This window comes from Micromonospora sp. NPDC049175 (assembly GCF_043197345.1).
GTDB lineage: Bacteria > Actinomycetota > Actinomycetes > Mycobacteriales > Micromonosporaceae > Micromonospora.
This window is the reverse complement of record NZ_JBICSY010000005.1, coordinates 261484-278991: the sequence shown is the minus strand read 5'-3', so window position 1 is coordinate 278991 and position 17508 is coordinate 261484. Positions and strand designations below refer to the sequence as shown.

Sequence of the window (17508 nt, the reverse complement as noted above, 5' to 3'; positions counted from 1 at the left end):
CCTCGGGAAAGCGATCGGGCCAGCGATTAATCGCTGGCCCGATCGAACGTGGTCGGGAGGGGCACTCGCACAACGCCTCCGGCGTTGGGTCGTAAGAACTTCAAAAGTCTTCGGCGAAATGCCCTCCCGCACGGAGCATCTTGCGCCGTCCGGTTCCTGCCGTCAAGTCCGCGGGGGTGGGTTTTCCACACTCACAGCGAAATCCCAGTTACACGACTGATCCACTCGCTCCCCCTTCCGGACGACCCCCACCCCCTCCATCAAGCCAACCCAGCACGGGCCGGCCGGTGAGCGGGTCGCGGGCGGGTCAGCCTAGGAGACCTGCGTCGCGGGCGGCGCGCAGCGAGGGCTTGATGTGGTGGGTCGGTCCGACCTGGCCGGCGACCGCGTCGACCGTCTTCAGGCCCTCGCCGGTGTTGAAGACGACGGTCTCCGCGGTCGGGTCGAGCCGGCCGGATTCGACGAGCTTGCGGAGCACCGCGACGGTCACCCCGCCTGCGGTCTCGGCGAAGACGCCTGTGGTGCGGGCCAGGTCGCGGATGCCGGCGCGGATCTCGTCGTCGTCGGCGTACTCCATCCAGCCTCCGGTGCGGCGGACCGCTTCCAGGGCGTAGACGCCGGCGGCCGGGTCGCCGATGTTCAGCGACTTGGCGATGCCGGTGGGCTTGACCGGGATGATCGTGTCGGTGTCGGCGTGCAACGCGGTGGCGATCGGGTTGCAGCCGGCAGACTGGGCGCCGAAGACCTTCCAGCCGCCGGCCGGCGCCTGGACCAGGCCGATCTCCACCAACTCGGAGAACGCCTTGTCGATCTTGGTGAGCAGCTCGCCACTGGCCATCGGGATGACCACCTGCGCCGGGATGCGCCAGCCGAGTTGTTCGGCCACCTCGTAGCCGAGGGTCTTGGAGCCCTCCGCGTAGTACGGCCGGACGTTCACGTTGACGAACGCGGTGTCCTCGAACTCGTCGGTCTCCACCAGTTCGCCGCAGAGCCGGTTGACGTCGTCGTACGAGCCGTCGATGGCGACCAGTTCGCCACCGTAGACGGCGGTGGTGATGACCTTGCCCTGCTCGAGGTCACTGGGGATGAAGACCACCGAGGGCACCCCGGCGCGGGCGGCGTGCGCGGCCACCGAGTTGGCCAGGTTGCCGGTCGACGCGCAGGCGAACCGGGTGAAACCGAGCGCCTTCGCGGCGGTGAGCGCCACCGAGACGACCCGGTCCTTGAACGAGTGGGTCGGGTTGCCGCTGTCGTCCTTGACCCACAACGGCGCGGTGATGCCCAGCTCGGCGGCGAGGCGCGGGGCCGCCACCAGCGGGGTCAGCCCCGGGTCGAGGGTGACCCGGCTGGCCGGGTCCTGACCGGCGGGGAGCAGTGCGGCGTAGCGCCAGATGTTTTCCGGGCCGGCCTCGATCTGCTCGCGGGTGACGGTGGCCAGGGCGGCGGTGTCGTAGTCGACCTCCAGCGGGCCGAAACACTCGTAGCAGGCGTGCTGGGCGACGAGCGGGTAACGGGCCGAGCAGGCGCGACAGACCAGGGCGCGGGCGGGGCTGGCGGAGGTGTCGATGCCGGAGGCGGCGAGCGTCGACGTCATGTCGAGAGTCCTCTCATCTTTCCCCACATCGCACGGTGCGGCAGGGACGGAATTGGCACCTGCCCCGCGGGTCGCTCAGCGGTGAGCGCGCGGGGTGGTTGCCGGGGCGTCGTCGGGCCGTATCCCTCAGCCCCTCTGGATGAGGTATGCAGTTGTGCTGTCGAGTCTAGGCAACTATGTCCGCCGCCTCCACCGCGGATCCCACGCTGTGAGCCGAACAACTCAGCCAGTTACCGGCGGCGGCGCTTCCCGAGGTAGATCGCCACGGCGCCGAGGGCGGCAAGCAGGGCCAGCTGGGCCCGGGGCGCCGGCGGGTGGGTCAGCGGGCGCTCACCGCGACCGGATCGACCACCGCTATCCGGTCCGTGATCGCGCTCGACTGCGGCGGCGACGAAGGCCGGATCCGGGCCCGGGTGGCGAGGTTCGCGGCGACCAGCGCACCGATCGTGATGGCGGCTCCGACCAGCTCGATGGGCTCCGGCCGGTAGCCGCGGACGATCTGCACCGCGAAGGTGGTGACCGGGACCAGGTTCATGAACAGCGCGGCGTTGGCGGCGCCGAGCCGCTGCACACCTGTGTTCCAGGCCAGGACCGCGATGACCGCGCCGACGACCACGGCGTACGCCAACTGCGGGGTGACCGCCGCGAGGTCGGCGGCGGCCGGCGCGTGCTGCCAGCCGACGGCGTCCGCGCCGATGCTCGCGGCCAGCATGGCCGCCGTGCCGGCGAGGGCGGTCAGGGTGGTGAAGCGCAGCGGTGACCAGTCGCCGAACCGGCTGGCACCGTGCGTGTAGATGCCCCAGCCGAGCACCGCTCCGATCATCATCAGCCCACCGAGACCGAACTGGCCGAGCCCGGCCAGGCTCCCGCGGGTGATCACCAGGCCGACTCCGAGGAGCGCCACCAGGGAGAGGGCCAACAGGAGCGGCTTCGGCCGTACGCCGTCCCGGGCCCACCGGACCAACTGGGTGATCAGCGGGGTGGTGGCAACGAAGAGAGCGATCTGCTGCGGGGCGGCGTGTTCGAGCGCCAGGTTGGTGAGCACGTTGAAGCCGGCGAAGCCGACCACGCCGAGCAGCACGATCTCGCCGGTCCGGCCGCCGTGCCGCAGCGCGCCGGCACCTTCGCGGAGCAGCAGGATCGCGACCAGAATGAGGCTCGCGAGCAGGTAACGGGCGGTGGTCAGGTTGAGGGGGTCGACCCGGGTCAGCGCACTGGCCAGGACCGGGAACATCACGCCCCAACCGAGTACGGCGAGCAGCGGATAGGCGGCGGCACGGGATCGCATCGTCAGCTCCAATGTTCGAGTATCGTCGAACCAACGACACCGACCATAGGGGCTTGTTCGATAGTTGTCGAACAAGGGTTACACTGGTCACATGGAGCCGCACGAACCCGACCTGACCGACGTACCGGTGACCACCGTGCTGGCCGCACTCGCCGACGACGTGCGGCTGAAGATCGTGCGGGCGCTTGCCGAAGATGGCGAGGCGACCTGCGGCAGCTTCGACTTCGGCGTCTCCAAGGCGACCCGCAGCCACCACCTGAAAGTGCTGCGCGAGGCCGGCCTGACCCGCACCCGGGCCGCCGGCACCAGCCGCCTGGTCCGGCTCCGCCGCGACGAGCTGGACCGCCTCTACCCCGGCCTCCTGGACGCGGTGCTCAGCACGCACACCTCGGCCTGACGGACAAGCGGTGCGTGCGCTGGGTACAGCATCACCAAACGGTCAGTGTCGGTACGGGTGAGACACGCTCGTATGGAGAAAACTGCTGTGCATGGGGAGCCAGTGGCCATCGTTGAAGGCGAGAGCCTTGTTGAGATTGCTCATGGGCGAGCTCGGCTACCGGGTCGAACGGCAGTCCGGCTCTCACCGCCGCCTCGTTGCCAACGGCCGCCCGCCGATCACCTTTGCCTTCCACGACAAATCCACGGTCTCGCCACGCGCGGTCGGCGTCATACTGGTACAACAGGTCGGGCTCACCCCCGAGGAAGCCAGGGAGGTGCTGAAGAGTGCGTGAAAACGTCATCGATCTGATCGTGATCAGCCCGAACACGGATGACGAGGACTGGACCTTCCACAGCCCTCAGATAACGGGGCTGGTGGGCGGGCGCAGCAGCCTGCTTCAACTGCGCGCAGACCTGCCGGAAATCCTCCGCTTCGCCGATGTCCCACTGCCAGCACAGATTCGTTTCCACGTGGAGGACGTGTACGACTCGGATGGCACGAGTTACATCATCCGCCAGAGTCAGGACGGGCACCGGACTGAGCGTTCTGCCACCGCACAGCGCCTACGTGCTGCTCTCACCGTGGCAGAGCAGCGGGAGCAGTTGCTTTCGTCGCCACGCACCAGGACGGGCGAGGTCCTTTTCATCGCTGCAGTGCCCTCGGACACACTGCACGACATCTCCGCTCAGCTCCATCCCTCCGGCGACGCGGCGGTGGTGGTCTGCAACGTAGCTGACGAGCTGCTCTGGTCGTTCCATCTCACCAACGCCGAGGATCTCGATGCTGCCGCCAGACCGCTGGGGGACCTCGGGCTCTCAGGCGGAACGACGATCGCGGAGGTCATGCGCCAACGCCCCGTGGGCTCGCCGGCACCGGCCTTGCTGGCCAGCTGAACGGCCAATGGTCGGCAGCGCATCGAGTCCGCAAGATTTTCAGCCCCGCAACCCGGACCGGGCGCGTCGCCGGAGCCGCCTCGTCGAGGCTCCGGCGACGCGCGGTACGGGTGCGGTCAGATGACCATCGAGCTGGGCTCTGTCGCCGGCACCGCGGGCGCGGGCCGAACGTCGCGGCGACGGGCGAGCAGCGCGTCGAGCGCCCAGGAACCCGGGCCGAGGGCCGCGACCAGCAGGAACGACCAGCAGAAGAGGGCCGACAGCTCACCCCCGTTGTGCAGCGGCAGCAGGTCATCCGGCTGATGCACCACGAAGTAGGCGTACGCCATCGAGCCGGACGCGAGAAGAGCAGCGGGTCGGGTGAAGAGCCCGGCCAGCACCAGGGTGCCGCAGATCAGCTGGATCAGCGCGGCCCACCAGCCCGGCCAGGTGCCAGGGGGTATTGCCGTACCGGTCATCGGGTTGCCACCGAACAACCCGAAGACCGAGGTCAGACCGTGCAACGTGAACAGCAGGCCGACCACGGTGCGGAACAGGGACAGGGTCGGCCCGCCGAGCCGAGAAACGTTCATCACAACCTCCATCGAAGGATCCGGATCTCTTCAATGTGAGGCATGAAACTATCGAAGCTGATAAATTCCTTGCTAGTGGGAAAGTCCCCGGTCGGAATGTACCGGTGTCCACAGCCCAGCGTCGAGCGCCGGCAGCGCCGCAGGCGGACAGTCATAGCCCCTGAGCTGCGGATACAACCAAATCCAAACCGCAACGACCGCCGTGGGCACGCTCCCATACTGTGGGTACGGCCTGCTCAACGGGCACCCTTGGGCACGCGCCGGAATGCCCCGGCCTCCAGAAACCCGAGTCGATCATCACTAGACCGACCTCCTGCGGCACGCCCGCCCAAGCGCGGGGCCAAAACGGACGGCTCGTGCCCGGATCCTCACACTCCGCCCGTCGATCATGAGGTTATAGCTGCGACACGCCGAGATGAACAGCGATAACCTCATGATCGCCGGGCGGTCGGGCGGTCGGGCGGGCGGGCGGCCGGCCGACCGGCGCGCGCTGCACCCTGGGGGACCGACCACCCCGGGCGCGTTGTGTGAAGCCGACCCCGCAGCCGTGGAAACATGTTCGGATGAGTCCTGACAGCCGCCGTCGTAAGCGCGCCAGGTCCGCCCGCTCCGGCCAGCAGGTCGTGCGTCGCGTCCGACCCGCCGACGTGATTCAGTGTGAGTGCCCGGCGTGTTCAGATGCTGACTTTGATCCGCAGCACTTCATTGACGACCTGGTTGCCGAGGGTGCCGACCTGGTGAAGGCGGAGGATCCCGTCGAGGCCGAGTTGGTTGCCGCGACGTTCCTGTCCGCCGGTGACCTGGCCGGCGAAGGCTTCACCGAGGCGCTCAACGGGGACATGCTGCCGGCCGTCGCCGACATCGCTACGCCGGAAGCGCTCGCGGTGCTGCTCGCGATCGACGCCGTCCGGCCGAGCACCGCCGCTGCGGCTGCCGCCCAGCGTCTGGTGGACGCGGGCGTGCCAGCGCCGAGTTGGGCCAGCGAGCTGCGTCAGCCTGTGCGGGTCGGCCCAGGTCGACGATTCGCCGACCCGGTTGGCAGCGCGTCCATGCTCGTCTGCGACTTCGAGCGGGCCGGACGCTCGTACGGGTTCGTCGTCCACGTCGACCACCTCGACTGTGACGCGGCGGCCGACATCGTGTTCTTTCCCGCCGACGCCATGAACGAGGTTGTCAGCACCATCCAGCAGAACGGCAACCGTGCCGGCCTGACGGTCGCCGAGGAGTTGTTGGACCCGGCCGAGTTTCGGTGGCAGGTCGAACGGGCCCTCGACGCCCGCGCGGACCACGACCAGGAACGTGACCCCGCGGAGTTCGACGACGAATTCGCCGACGAGGACGGGCCGGGCTACCACATGCTGGCGGAGCTGCTGCGAGCCCGGATCCGCACGCTACCCGAGCCGACACGCCCACCGGCCGAGCACGACGCCGACACCCGTCAACCCACCCTCGACCTGCTGGAGATGATGACCCAGTTCGCCGGGCATGGACCGCAGATCCAAGCCCGCCCAGGTCGACGTACCGGCGGGCGGAAGCTGCCGGCGAAACGGAAGAGGTCTGGCCCAGCCGCGCCCGTCTACCAGCTCAAGGTCGGTCTGCGGGGGGCGAAGCCGCCGATCTGGCGGCGTCTGGAACTGCCCGCCGACACCAGCCTGGCCGACCTGCACCACACCATCCAGGTGGCCTTCGGATGGCACGACTCCCACCTGCACGTCTTCGAGACCGCGTACGGCGACTTCGGGGTCGCCGACCGGGATCTGGGCTATCGCGCCGAAGCCCCGGTGACCCTGGAACAGGTCGCGTCCGGCGTCGGTGACCGGTTCACATACACGTACGACTTTGGCGACGACTGGGCACACGACATCGTCGTGGAGAAGGTGTTGCCTCGCCAGCCCATCACGTACCCACGCTGCACCGGCGGGTGGCGGGCGGCCCCGCCGGAAGACTGCGGCGGTGTCTGGGGCTATGCCGAGCTTGTCGATGTGCTGAGCGATCCCGGCCACCCCGAACACGGCGACCGGCTGGACTGGCTCGGGCTGACCTCGGCCGCCGATTTTCAGCCCGCCCGGTTCGATGCCACCGAGATCACCCAAGCCCTCAGCGAAGGGGGCAGAGGGTGACTGATCCTGATGGAGAGTGACCGTGGCAACTATCAACTCTGAGTTGGTAGTTCGCGCCGATGGTGGCCGGCAGGCCCCGCGTTGAGGTCAAGGTCTACAACCTGGACATGATCCTGGCCGTTGGCGACGGGGGCACGCGATGGCACAAACGATTCAGCTCCATCGGCGCACCAGGGGGCCCGCCCGCCGGCAAGGCAGCGACGCCGCCCCGAATCTGGGGCAGCTCTACAGGGCCCCAGTCAGGGGACGGCAGGCCGGCGCGAGGCAGAGCTGCGAGGGGGCCGGGCTGCGGTGGGACGCCCACATGGGCGAGGATCGGCGAATGATCATGGCAGCACGGCGACGGGCCAGCACAGCAGCACGGCGACGGGCCAGCACAGCAGCACGGCGACGGGCCAGCACAGCGGTCGCCGCGGCTCTCCTACTCGGCGGCTGCACCCCTGGCGACCACCGGGGCCAGGGCGGGGACCCTCCGGGCCCGCCGCCGCCCGCCGCGCCGAGCCCGTCGCCGAGCACCGGCCCGCTGGCCGACTGCCCGGCCTCCGGTGTCCGGATCCGCTCGACCGGTGGGGACGCCGCGATGGGCCTACGCGCCCTCGGCCTGGAGTTGGTCAACTGCGGCGACCGCCCGTACCAGCTCAACGGGTACCCGGTGCTGCACGTGTTCGACGACAAGCACGAGCCGGTCCTGCTGCGCGTGGTCAACGGCGGCAGGGAGATCACCTCGGGCTTCGACCAACCGCCCCGGCAGATCACTCTCGCCCCCGACGAGCGGGCCACGGCCGTGGTGCTCTGGCGCAACCTGGTCACCGACTCGACGGTGGTGGCCACCAACGGCGAGTACCTGACGGTGGCGCCCGCGGCCGGGCAGCCGGGCGAAGAGGTCGATCCGGACGGGCCGATCGACCTGGGCAACACCGGCCGGATCGGCGTCAGCGCCTGGAAGAAGGCCGACCCGGCCGCGCCGGTGCCGGACCGGCCGGCCCCGCCGCCGGTGCCCAGCGCGGTGCCGTCGTCGGTGAGCCCACCCGACAGCCGGCTGTGAGCCCCGCCGCTACGACGTGATGTCCTTGCGGGTGAAGCGCCAGAACGCCAGCCCCCAGAACAGCGTCGCGTAACCGATCGCCGAGATGCAGCCGCGCACCACGTCGTCGGTCTGCACCGGGGTCGAGAGCAGCCCCAGCCAGGCGGTGCTGAAGTGGGTGGGCAGGAAGTCCCGCAGGGCGCCCAGGGCGGTGATCTGGTCCAGGATGCTGGACAGGATCCAGAGCAACACCGCGCCGCCGACCGCGCCGAGCGCGGCGTCCGTGGTCACCGACAGCAGGAACGCCAGCCCGGCCACCACCAGGAGTACGACCGCCAGGTAGCCGAGCACCGCCAGCAGCCGGAGCAGCCCCTCGGTGGGTTCCAGCTCCGCGGCGACCGTGCTGCGCAGCGGCGACCAGCCGTAGCGCAGGGTGCCGGCCAGCAGCGCGGTGCCGGCCAACAGCACAAGAGCCAGCCCCGAGTACGCGAGCGCGACCACCAGCTTCACCGTCAACAACCGGGCCCGGGGCACCGGAATCGCCAGCAGGTACCGCAGGCTGCCCCAGCTCGCCTCACTTGCCACCGTGTCGCCACAGAACAGCGCGACGACCACCACCAGCAGGAACGACGCCGACACGAAGATCGAGAAGAGGGTGAAGTTGAGGCCGCCGGAGGTGGCCAGGTCGACAAGACTGGCGAACTCGTTGTTGCCGTTGTCGTCGTCGCCACCGGAGTTGAACTGGAACGCGATCAGGATGATCAGCGGCAGCAGCACCATGAACCCGAGCGCCAGCTGGGTCCGCCGCCGGGACGCCTGTCGACGGAACTCCGCCGCGAACGGCATGGTGGCCGACGGCCGATAGCCCTGGGCCGCACCCGCGTCGGAAACAACCATCACCGGTCACCGCTTCCCCGAGAGTTGTCGCCCACCAGGGCGAGGAACGCGTCCTCCAGGCGGCGCCGCGGCACCACCCGGTCCACCCCGATGCCGGCGCGTACCAGCTCGGCCACCACCTCGCTGCGGGCCGTGCCGTTCGTGTCGACGACCAACTGGCCGTCGCTCTCCGGCAGCACCCGCACCCCGTGCAGCCGGTCCAGCACCGCCCGCGCCGCCACCGGGTCGGTGACGTCGAACAGCACACTCGGCGACTCGCCCACGATCTCCTCCACCGGCCCGGACGCCACGATCCGGCCCTTGTTCACCACCACCGCGTGGGTGCAGGTCTGCTCCACCTCGGCCAACAGGTGGCTGGAGACCAGCACCGCCCGACCGTCCGTGGCGTAGCGCTGGAGCACCCGGCGCATCTCGGCGATCTGCGGCGGGTCGAGCCCGTCGGTCGGCTCGTCCAACACCAACAGCTCGGGTAGGCCGAGCATGGCCTGGGCGATGGCGAGGCGCTGGCGCATACCGTGGCTGTAGTTCTTGATCTTCCGCTGCACGGAGTCACCCAGACCGGCGATCTCCAGGGCCGCGTCGAACTGGGCGTCCTCCCACGGCCGGCCGGTGGCCCGCCAGTACGCCCTCAGGTTCTCCAACCCGGACAGGTGCGGCAGGAAGCCGGGCCCCTCGACGAGCGCGCCGATCCGGGACAGCACCGGCGAGCCGGGCACCAGCCGGCGACCGAAGACGTAGATCTCTCCGGCGGTCGGTTGGGTCAACCCCATCAGCACCCGCAGGGTGGTGGTCTTGCCGGCGCCGTTGGGTCCGAGCAGACCGACCACCTGACCGGGGTGCACCTCGAAGTCGACGTTCGACACCGCCACGAAGCCGTCCGCGTACTCCTTGCGCAACGCGCGCACGGCCAACGGCGTGTCCGCGTACTCCGGATGCACCGACCGGTCCTGGCGGCGATGCCGGCGGCGGAGCACGGCGACGACCACGACGAGCCCGATCACGATGGCGGCGAGCAGACCGGCGAGCACCCAGCGCCAGAGCGTCGCGGCGGTGGGGATCGGCGCGCCGTCGACAGTGGGCAGGGTGACCGCGCCGTCCGCCGACACGGTGTAGACGGTCGGTTCGGCGGGCGTGGTGTACGACTGGTCCGAGGTGGCCACCACCAGTCGCAGCCGGTGCCCGGCCTCCACCCGGCGGACGATCCCGGGCAGCGTCACGGTGACCGGGTTGGCGTCCTGCACGCGTTGCGGCAGGCCGGTGAGTCGGATCGGGGCGACCAGCCCGTTCGGCAGGGTCGCCGCGCCGTCGGGGTCGACGTCGTAGAGCTTGACGAAGAGCACCGCCGTACCGGTCGGCGACGCGGCCCGCAGGGTGACGGTGGGCGCACCTGCCACGTCCACCGCCTCGGTCAGCGGTGTCGACTCGAACCGGGCGTGTTGGCCGGGCACGTCACCTGCCACGCCGTCCAGCAGTGAGGTGAGCCCACCGGCGAACGGGACCGAGGAGATGGCGGCCGGGTTGCCGTTCGGCGGGTTCGCGATCGGCTGGGCCGGTCCGGCGACCGTGACCTCCCGGCGGGCGTTGCCGGTCAGGCCGGGATAGTCCGCGCGGCGGAATCCGGTGGCGACCAGACCCCGGTCGAGCGCGTCGAACCCGGCGATCCGCGACCAGGTGAAGTCGTCACCGGGCGCGTCGCCCTCGCCCTTGACGTAGTGGTCCAGCCACTGGACGGTCAGGAACTTCACCCGGTCCTCATCCGAGCGGGGTCCACTGCCACCGTCGTGCCCGCCGGTGAACCAGGCGACCCGCACCGGGGTCCCGGTGGCGGCGATGCCCTTCGCGTTCGCGTCCGCCTCACCGAGGGGAAACAGCGTGTCGGCCTCGCCCTGCACCAGCAGGGTGGGCGCCTTGATCCGGTCCAGGACGCCGGCCGGGCTGGACCGGCGCAGCAGATCCACGGCCGCCTGGTCGGCCCGCCCGGTGGTGGCGATCCGCAGGTACGCGGCGCACACGTCGGCCGCGAACCGGCCGCAGGACGGGTCGGCCGCGCCGGCCGGGGCACCACCGGGACCGGTGCCCGGACCGGCGCCCGGCCCCGGGCTGGGCGGGCCGGCCGACGCCGGTGCGCCCTGCGGCTGGGCGGCGGTGCCGCCGGTGAGCCCCGCCGGGCCGGAGCCCACGTTGCCGCCGCCGCCGAAGAAGAGACCGGCCCAGCCCTTCTTGAACACACCCTCGGTCGGTGCCCCGCCGGTGCTCTCCGGCAGGAAGGCGCGGGACAGGTCGTTCCAGGTGATCATGGGGACGATCGCGTCGACCCGCTGGTCCTGCGCGGCGAGCAGCAGCGCCAACCCACCGCCGTACGAGCCGCCGACCACACCGACCTTCGGGTCACCCGCGGCGTCGGTGCGAACCTCCGGCCGGGCGGCCAGCCAGTCCAGCAGCCGGGACGCGTCGCGCACCTCGTAGTCCGGGTTGTCCAGGTGGATCTCGCCGCCACTGTGGCCGAAACCCCGCGCGGTCCAGGTGAGCACCGCGTAGCCGCGCCCGGCGAACTCCTCCGCGTCGGAGCGCACCGACTCCTTCGTGCCGCCGAACCCGTGTGCCAACAGCACCGCCGGGACCTTCCGACCGGACGAGGCGTCGGCGGGCAGGTAGAAGGTCGTGTCCAGGTCCACCGGCTGGTCGTCGGACGGTCCGGAGCGGACGGTGAGCATCTCGCTCGTGCTGCGTACGCCCGGTCCCTGTGGCCACACCACCCAGGTCACGGCGGCAGCCACCAGCACGACGGCCGCCGCTGCGGCGATCGTGCGGCGGCGGGTGGGCAGGGCACGCCGGAACCACGCGGCCGGCGACGGCGTTGTCATGCGGCACACGCTACGGCCCGCAGCCTGAGCGTTGGCTGAGATCCGCCGTACGTCCGTCCGGTTGCCCCGATCGGTGCGCGGGCGGCAGCGAGCGCGCCATGTCCGGCGCGGCCCAGTGGGTTGAGTTCGGATCCCGTGAATTCCGATCTTTAACGGATATCCGCCTGGATCCCTCCATGTCACACCCACTGACGAAACAGAGCGTGTCGAGAACGCGGCGAATGGTGACATTGCTCGAAGTGACGCGAACCTGACTCGTCCACCTCGGCCTCACCAGCAGGGGGGTCGGTTAGTTTTCCGGTCCGGTGCACGGGACTTGTCGGGCCGCCCGACGCCGCGCCGATCCGCGCCCCATGCCGGAGGAGACACCACCATGACAGTCCCCGCGCCGCGGGCCCGTCGACGTCCGTCCACCCTGGGCCGACTGCTGCCGTTGCTGCTCATCGGGGCACTACTGGCACCCGTGGGTCTGCTCGTCACGTCCGCCTGGCGGCAGACCACCGACGACCGGAACCTGGCCGTCCGGGAGCGACTCGGCGTGCAGTACCTCACCGCGCTGGGCTCGGTCACCGACGCCCTGGTGGAGGCCCAGTCCGCCGCGATCGGCAATCGGCAGGTGTCCGGTGACCCGCTGAACCGGGCGGTCGAGGAGGCCGCCGCGCTGGACGCCCGCATCGGCGACGAGCTGCTCAGCCAGGAACGCTGGGCCGGGGTACGGGCCAAGCTGGAGGCTCTGCGCGGCCGCAGCCCTGCCGACCCGGAGGCCGCCTACACGTCGTACAGCGAGGTCTCGGACCTGCTGCTGGCGCTGCACCGCAAGGTTCGGGAGAGTTCCGGGCTGGTCCGCGATCCCGTCGCCGACTCCTTCTTCCTCCAGGACAGCGCCGGCCAGGATCTGCCCGAGGCGGTGGTGGCCGCCGGCCGACTCGCCGACCTGGGCACGCTCATCGCCCGACGGCCGGCCGCCGAGCAACCACGCGGCCTGATGGAGCTGACCGCGATGCGGGTCGCCGCCCTGGCACCCGCTGGTGACCTCGTCGACAACCTGCGCTCCGCCGTGGACGGCTCGGAGAGCACCGACCTCGGCGCCAACGTGCTGACCCCACTCGACACCTATCAACGCTCGGTGGAGGCGCTTGCCGCGTACTCCACCCCGGCCAAGGGCACGAGCGTGGTGGACCCCGGCCAGTTGAGCGCCGCCGGGCTCAACACGCACCGCGCGGCCCGCCAACTCCAGCCGGTCATCCTCGCCGAACTGGACGCCCTGCTCGTCGAGCGCATCGACGCGTTCGACCGGGACCGCTGGCTGATCGGCGCGGCCGGGGCGTTCGCCCTGCTGCTGCTGGGCTGGCTCGCCGCACTGCTGCTGGCCGCCCGTGGCCGGGCCCGGCGCCGGGCGACGATGGCCGCGAACCACGCGGAGAACGCCGACACCCCGTCGCCGGCAGACTCCTGGCAGCCGGTGCCCAGCGACCCACGCGCGCTGCAACCGGCCGGCGCGGCCCGCGACTCGGAGCCCGCGCAGTGGGGGGCCTTCGATGCTGCTCGGTAGGCTCCGGATCCGCGGCAAGCTCGCGCTGCTCGTGGTGATCCCACTGCTCAGCATGATCGGCCTGGCCGTGCCCGTGATGCTCGACCGGGTGGCCGCGGCGCAGCGGGCCAGCGACACCGCCGAGCGGGTACGGCTCGCCAGCCGGGTCGGCAGCCTGGTCCAGGACCTGCAACAGGAACGCGTCCTCTCGGTCGGTTTCCTGCTCGGCCGGGTCGAGCGCGGCGAGGTGGTCCGCAAGTCCGCCGACGTGGACGACCGGGTGGCCGACCTGCGGGCCGGACGCAGCGGCGCGCTCACCGACCGCGTCGACCGCGCCCTGGACGGGGTGTCCAGCCTCATCGACCTGCGCACGTCCGTGCTGGCCCGGGTCGCGAACCCGGGCCAGGTGATGGATGCGTTCGGCCCGGTCAACAAGGGGTTGATCGACTCGTTGCGGCTGGTGTTCGGGGTTGACACCGACACGTTGCCGGGCCGTCAGGTGCTCGCCCTCGACGGGCTGCTCCGCGCCGACGAGGGGCTGGGCGCCTGCGCCACCCTGAGCCTGCTGGTCAAGGCGGTCGGCAACTCGGACACCATCAACGGGTACGTGGCGTGCATCGCCGCGCTCCTGGTCGACAACCAGCGCTTCCGCAGCCTGATCACGCCCGAGCAGCTCATGGTCGCCCAGCTCAACGACGCGGCCGTGGCCGCGCGGACCAGCTCGGACTTCCTGGCCAGCAGCGCCCGCGACCCGGCCACCGCCGTCCGCGACGTGCCGATGGAGGCACTCTTCCCGGCCGTCCGCACGATGATCCGGCTCGGTCAGTTCGTGGAGAAGAAGCTCGTCGCTGACGTGCTCACCGAGGTGACCGCCGAGCAGCGGCGCGCGCTGACGGCCGCGTACCTGGTCGGGGCCACGGCGGCACTGATCCTGGCGTTGGTGGTGCTGCTCAGCGCGGCTGTCGCGCGGACGGTGGCCCGACCGCTGACCCGACTCACCCGCTCGGCCGACCGGGTCGCCCGGGTCGCCGAGGCGGAGCTGGTCCGGGTCACCGACGACGAGGGCGAGAGCCCCCAGCCGGTGCGGCTGGAACCTGTGGACATCCGGGCCAACGACGAGATCGGTGACCTGGCCCGGGCCTTCGACCGGGTGCAGAGCACCGCCGCGCGGCTGGTCGAGCGGCAGGTCGCCGGCCGACGCAACGTGGCGCAGATGTTCGGCCACGTCGGACGGCGTACCCAGAACCTGGTGGGTCGGCAGATCGCGCTCATCGACCGGCTGGAGCAGCAGGAGGCCGACCCGGGCCGGCTGGAGCACCTGTACCGGCTCGACCACATCTCCAGCCGGTTGCGGCGCAACGCCGGCAGCCTGGTGGTGCTCTCCGGTTCGGCCGGCGCCGACGCCCACACCGCGCCGGTGCCGTTGGCCGACGTGGTCCGGTTGGCGCTCGGTGAGATCGAGGACTACACCCGGGTGGAGGTGCGGGTGCCGGCGGGCATCTCGGCCGCGCCGGCTGTCGTCGGCGACCTCATCCTGGCGCTCGCCGAACTCATGGAGAACGCCACCGCCTTCTCACCGCCGCACACCCGGGTCCTGGTGGCCGCCGAACCGTCCGGCGTCGGCGCGCGGATCACAGTCGTGGACCACGGCATCGGCATGGGCGAGCAACGGCTGGCCGAGGAGAACGCCCGGATCACCCGCCGGGAACGGCTCGACCTGGCGCCGACCGAGGTGCTCGGTCTCTTCGTGGTGGGTCGGTTGGCCCGCCGCCACGGCTGGGAGGTGGGCCTGGCCACCACCGCCGGCGGTGGGGTGACGGCACACCTGGAGATCCCGTCGACGTCACTCGTGCTGCGCCGCGCCGACCCGGCCGGAAGCACCGTCGCCCGGGCCTCGGTGCCGGAACGGGACAGGCGTACGGTGGCCGCGTCCGAGCGCGCCGCGCGGTCCGTCACGCCGACCGTCGACGAGCCGGGCCGCTTCGACTCGGACCTGCTCAACCGGGCCACCCGCAGCCTGGAGGCCAGCCCGTCCTGGAACGCGTTCGGCCCCGGCCAGCCGCCGCAGCAGCCCGTGGCGAGCCCCCAGGAGCCCGAACCGTCCGCCGCGCCGAGCACCCCGCGGGTCCAGGAGCCGGAACCGTCCGCCGCGCCGAGCACACCGCGGGTCCGACAGCGGGTGCCCGGGGCCAGCCTGCACGCCACCGCCACGCCACCCCGGCCGGTGGACGCCACCGGCGCGGACCCCGCCGCCGCCCGGGCGCTTGTCGAGGCGTTCCAGGCCGGCGTACGCCGGGCCGAGCGCAACGGCGTCGACCTCCCGAGCACACCCGGAGGCGGGGGCCCTACGGTGGCCGGTGGCGCCGGTCCGTCCGACGCCACCCCGGGTCGGCCCCGACTGAGCCGACGGGTGCCGGGGGCGAACCTCACGGTCGTCCCGGCCTGTCAGCCACCCAGTACGCACCTCGGTGACCCGGCCGAGGTCCGCAAGCGCATCAGCGAGTTCGAGGAGGGCGTGGCCCGCGCTCTCCGCGAAGTCGGCCCAGACCGCCGGAACGAAGAAGGATCATCACGGTGACCAGTCCCTTCCTGCACGACAACGTCGACCAGAGTCAGTCCGGCGCCAGCGGGGACCTCAGCCCGGAGGCCCGTACGTTCAACTGGTTGCTGGACTCCTTCACCTCCGGCACGGCCGGGGTCCTGGAGGCGATCGCGGTCTCCTCGGACGGCCTGCTGATGGCCATGTCGGCGATCAAGGACCGGTCCAACGCGGAGCGGTTGGCCGCGGTCGTCTCCGGGATGACGAGTCTCGCCGGTGGGGCGGCCAGTTGGTACGCGCTCGGCGGCTTGAACCGGGTGATCGTCGACATGGCCGACGGCTACCTGCTGATCAGCGCGATCAGCAGCGGTTCCGTGCTCGGGGTGGTCGCCGACCGGTCCGCCAACCTGGGCACCGTCGCGTACGAGATGACGCTCTTCGCCGGGCGGGCCGGTGGCGCCCTGACCCCGCGGCTGATCGTCGAGTTGAAGAACGCCGTTCAGCAGTGACCCCCGACGTCGCCGGTGAGGACCCGGAACCGGAACCGAGGACCCGGATCCGCCCGTACCTGCACACGGCTTCTGCGACCGACGCGGCCGAGGTGGTGGCGCCGGCGTCGCCGGAGCCGGACGGCGGTCGGCCGGCCGGTCCCCGACCGTTCGTGCTGACCTCCGGACGGGTGGCGGGCGCCGACCCGGCGATCGGGCTGGAGACGCAGGTGACCGCGCGTACGGACGGCGGTTGGCCGACCGGCCCGCACGGTGCCCTGCTGGCACCGGAATCCCAGGCGATCATCGCGCTCTGCGCCGAACCGATCTCGGTCGCCGAGATCTCGGCCCGCGCCCGGCTGCATCTCGGTGTGACGCGGGTCCTGGTCGGCGACCTACGGGCGGCCGGACACCTGGACGTGCACGTCAGCGACACCAACGACGCCGCCGACCCCGACCTCATCCTGCGAGTGATTGATGGACTTCGTGCGATCTCCTGAATGGCCGGTCGCCCCGCTCGGCGGGGTCGCCGCAAACAGCGCCGCCGCCCGTTACGTCACGCCGGGCAGCGGGCCGGCGGTCGGACGCGCCGGCCCGCCGCCACCGCCGTACCAGCCGCCGTCCGGCGCGGGGACGTCCTCGCCGCCGGTCGGTAAGCCGGCGGCACCGCCGATCCCGGTCAAGATCCTGGTGGCCGGTGGGTTCGGGGTGGGCAAGACCACCACCGTGGGTGCGATCTCCGAGATCGCTCCCCTGACCACCGAGGCCGAGATGACGAGCGCCGGGATCGGCGTGGACGATCCGGGTGTCCGCTCCACGAAGACCACCACGACGGTGGCGATGGACTTCGGCTGCGTGACAATCGATCGCAGTCTGAAGCTCTACCTGTTCGGCACGCCGGGGCAGGCCCGGTTCGGCTTCATGTGGGACGACCTCGCCCGCGGGGCGCTCGGCGCGCTGGTCGTGGTGGACAGCGCCCGGCTGGACGACTGCTTCCCCGCGATCGACTTCTTCGAACGGGCCGGGCTGCCGTTCGTGGTCGGGGTCAACGCCTTCGACGGGCGGCTGGCCCTGGAACTCGGCGAGATCCGCTGGGCGCTGGCCATCGGTGACAACGTGCCGCTCGTGCAGTTCGACGCCCGGGACCGGCTCTCGGTGCGGGACGCCCTGCTTGTCGTCCTGGACCGCGCGCTGGAACGTGCCACCCGGGACAGGCAAGCCTGAGCCGACCGGCTCCGGCCGTGCGGGAAGAGGTGATC

15 protein-coding genes and 1 riboswitch are annotated in these 17508 nt (G+C 71.3%); of the genes, 10 read left to right on the top strand and 5 right to left on the bottom strand.

The window, feature by feature from the left end; genetic code table 11:
* Nucleotides 1-307: 307 nt before the first annotated feature.
* Nucleotides 308-1594, bottom strand: a complete 1287-nt coding sequence (thrC, locus tag ACGFH8_RS21530) for a threonine synthase (RefSeq protein ID WP_393369706.1) — start codon at nucleotides 1592-1594, stop codon at nucleotides 308-310.
* A gap of 10 nt (nucleotides 1595-1604) precedes the next feature.
* A riboswitch (SAM riboswitch) is annotated at nucleotides 1605-1740 on the bottom strand.
* A 173-nt stretch (nucleotides 1741-1913) separates the two neighbouring features.
* Nucleotides 1914-2882 carry a DMT family transporter gene (locus tag ACGFH8_RS21525; RefSeq protein ID WP_393369704.1) on the bottom strand — a complete coding sequence of 323 codons (969 nt, stop codon included), beginning with the start codon at nucleotides 2880-2882 and terminating at the stop codon, nucleotides 1914-1916.
* Nucleotides 2883-2973: 91 nt separating this feature from the next.
* Here ACGFH8_RS21525 and ACGFH8_RS21520 point away from each other — a divergent pair, with 91 nt between their 5' ends.
* From ACGFH8_RS21520 to ACGFH8_RS21510, 3 genes are all read left to right on the top strand, one after another.
* Nucleotides 2974-3279, top strand: a complete 306-nt coding sequence (locus ACGFH8_RS21520; protein WP_393369701.1) for an ArsR/SmtB family transcription factor — start codon at nucleotides 2974-2976, stop codon at nucleotides 3277-3279.
* Between the two features lie 142 nt (nucleotides 3280-3421).
* Nucleotides 3422-3613, top strand: coding sequence for a type II toxin-antitoxin system HicA family toxin (locus ACGFH8_RS21515; protein WP_357370574.1), 192 nt, complete (start codon nucleotides 3422-3424; stop codon nucleotides 3611-3613).
* Nucleotides 3606-4214, top strand: coding sequence for a hypothetical protein (locus ACGFH8_RS21510; RefSeq protein ID WP_393369699.1), 609 nt, complete (start codon nucleotides 3606-3608; stop codon nucleotides 4212-4214). Before ACGFH8_RS21515 ends, ACGFH8_RS21510 begins: the two co-directional genes overlap by 8 nt.
* A gap of 116 nt (nucleotides 4215-4330) precedes the next feature.
* On the opposite strand, the gene ACGFH8_RS21505 is transcribed toward ACGFH8_RS21510, so the two are convergent.
* Nucleotides 4331-4786 (bottom strand): DoxX family protein, encoded by a 456-nt coding sequence (locus ACGFH8_RS21505; RefSeq protein ID WP_393369696.1) that lies wholly within the window; start codon nucleotides 4784-4786, stop codon nucleotides 4331-4333.
* A gap of 737 nt (nucleotides 4787-5523) precedes the next feature.
* Here ACGFH8_RS21505 and ACGFH8_RS21500 point away from each other — a divergent pair.
* Nucleotides 5524-6906 (top strand): plasmid pRiA4b ORF-3 family protein, encoded by a 1383-nt coding sequence (locus tag ACGFH8_RS21500; protein WP_393369693.1) that lies wholly within the window; start codon nucleotides 5524-5526, stop codon nucleotides 6904-6906.
* Between the two features lie 322 nt (nucleotides 6907-7228).
* A complete protein-coding gene (locus ACGFH8_RS21495; RefSeq protein WP_393369690.1) occupies nucleotides 7229-7951 on the top strand; it encodes a DUF4232 domain-containing protein in 723 nt (240 codons plus the stop codon).
* Nucleotides 7952-7960: 9 nt separating this feature from the next.
* Here the strand turns inward: ACGFH8_RS21495 and ACGFH8_RS21490 are convergent, their stop codons facing one another.
* Both ACGFH8_RS21490 and ACGFH8_RS21485 read right to left on the bottom strand, forming a co-directional pair.
* On the bottom strand, nucleotides 7961-8827 hold the full coding sequence (locus ACGFH8_RS21490) for an ABC transporter permease (protein WP_393369688.1): 867 nt from the start codon (nucleotides 8825-8827) through the stop codon (nucleotides 7961-7963).
* On the bottom strand, nucleotides 8827-11691 hold the full coding sequence (locus ACGFH8_RS21485) for an alpha/beta fold hydrolase (RefSeq protein WP_393369685.1): 2865 nt from the start codon (nucleotides 11689-11691) through the stop codon (nucleotides 8827-8829). Before ACGFH8_RS21485 ends, ACGFH8_RS21490 begins: the two co-directional genes overlap by 1 nt.
* Nucleotides 11692-12064: 373 nt before the next feature.
* Here ACGFH8_RS21485 and ACGFH8_RS21480 point away from each other — a divergent pair, with 373 nt between their 5' ends.
* The 5 genes from ACGFH8_RS21480 to ACGFH8_RS21460 are packed head-to-tail and all read left to right on the top strand — an operon-like array spanning nucleotide 12065 to nucleotide 17473.
* Nucleotides 12065-13243 (top strand): hypothetical protein, encoded by a 1179-nt coding sequence (locus ACGFH8_RS21480; RefSeq protein WP_393369682.1) that lies wholly within the window; start codon nucleotides 12065-12067, stop codon nucleotides 13241-13243.
* Nucleotides 13230-15800 (top strand): nitrate- and nitrite sensing domain-containing protein, encoded by a 2571-nt coding sequence (locus ACGFH8_RS21475; protein ID WP_393369679.1) that lies wholly within the window; start codon nucleotides 13230-13232, stop codon nucleotides 15798-15800. Before ACGFH8_RS21480 ends, ACGFH8_RS21475 begins: the two co-directional genes overlap by 14 nt.
* On the top strand, nucleotides 15797-16270 hold the full coding sequence (locus ACGFH8_RS21470; protein ID WP_355027544.1) for a roadblock/LC7 domain-containing protein: 474 nt from the start codon (nucleotides 15797-15799) through the stop codon (nucleotides 16268-16270). Before ACGFH8_RS21475 ends, ACGFH8_RS21470 begins: the two co-directional genes overlap by 4 nt.
* A complete protein-coding gene (locus ACGFH8_RS21465) occupies nucleotides 16267-16749 on the top strand; it encodes a DUF742 domain-containing protein (RefSeq protein WP_393369676.1) in 483 nt (160 codons plus the stop codon). The genes ACGFH8_RS21470 and ACGFH8_RS21465 overlap by 4 nt, the downstream gene beginning before the upstream one ends.
* Nucleotides 16727-17473, top strand: a complete 747-nt coding sequence (locus ACGFH8_RS21460; RefSeq protein ID WP_393369673.1) for an ATP/GTP-binding protein — start codon at nucleotides 16727-16729, stop codon at nucleotides 17471-17473. The genes ACGFH8_RS21465 and ACGFH8_RS21460 overlap by 23 nt, the downstream gene beginning before the upstream one ends.
* Nucleotides 17474-17508 lie beyond the last annotated feature (35 nt).

Bases quoted from the DNA above. Each gene is read 5' to 3' on its own strand.
- ACGFH8_RS21480 (WP_393369682.1), top strand. From the start codon at position 12,065: ATGACAGTCCCCGCGCCGCGGGCCCGTCGACGTCCGTCCACCCTGGGC.
- ACGFH8_RS21515 (WP_357370574.1), top strand. From the start codon at position 3,422: ATGGGCGAGCTCGGCTACCGGGTCGAACGGCAGTCCGGCTCTCACCGC.
- ACGFH8_RS21520 (WP_393369701.1), top strand. From the start codon at position 2,974: ATGGAGCCGCACGAACCCGACCTGACCGACGTACCGGTGACCACCGTG.
- ACGFH8_RS21525 (WP_393369704.1), bottom strand. From the start codon at position 2,882: ATGCGATCCCGTGCCGCCGCCTATCCGCTGCTCGCCGTACTCGGTTGG.
- ACGFH8_RS21485 (WP_393369685.1), bottom strand. From the start codon at position 11,691: ATGACAACGCCGTCGCCGGCCGCGTGGTTCCGGCGTGCCCTGCCCACC.
- ACGFH8_RS21460 (WP_393369673.1), top strand. From the start codon at position 16,727: ATGGACTTCGTGCGATCTCCTGAATGGCCGGTCGCCCCGCTCGGCGGG.
- ACGFH8_RS21495 (WP_393369690.1), top strand. From the start codon at position 7,229: ATGATCATGGCAGCACGGCGACGGGCCAGCACAGCAGCACGGCGACGG.
- thrC (WP_393369706.1), bottom strand. From the start codon at position 1,594: ATGACGTCGACGCTCGCCGCCTCCGGCATCGACACCTCCGCCAGCCCC.
- ACGFH8_RS21490 (WP_393369688.1), bottom strand. From the start codon at position 8,827: ATGGTTGTTTCCGACGCGGGTGCGGCCCAGGGCTATCGGCCGTCGGCC.
- ACGFH8_RS21505 (WP_393369696.1), bottom strand. From the start codon at position 4,786: ATGAACGTTTCTCGGCTCGGCGGGCCGACCCTGTCCCTGTTCCGCACC.
- ACGFH8_RS21475 (WP_393369679.1), top strand. From the start codon at position 13,230: ATGCTGCTCGGTAGGCTCCGGATCCGCGGCAAGCTCGCGCTGCTCGTG.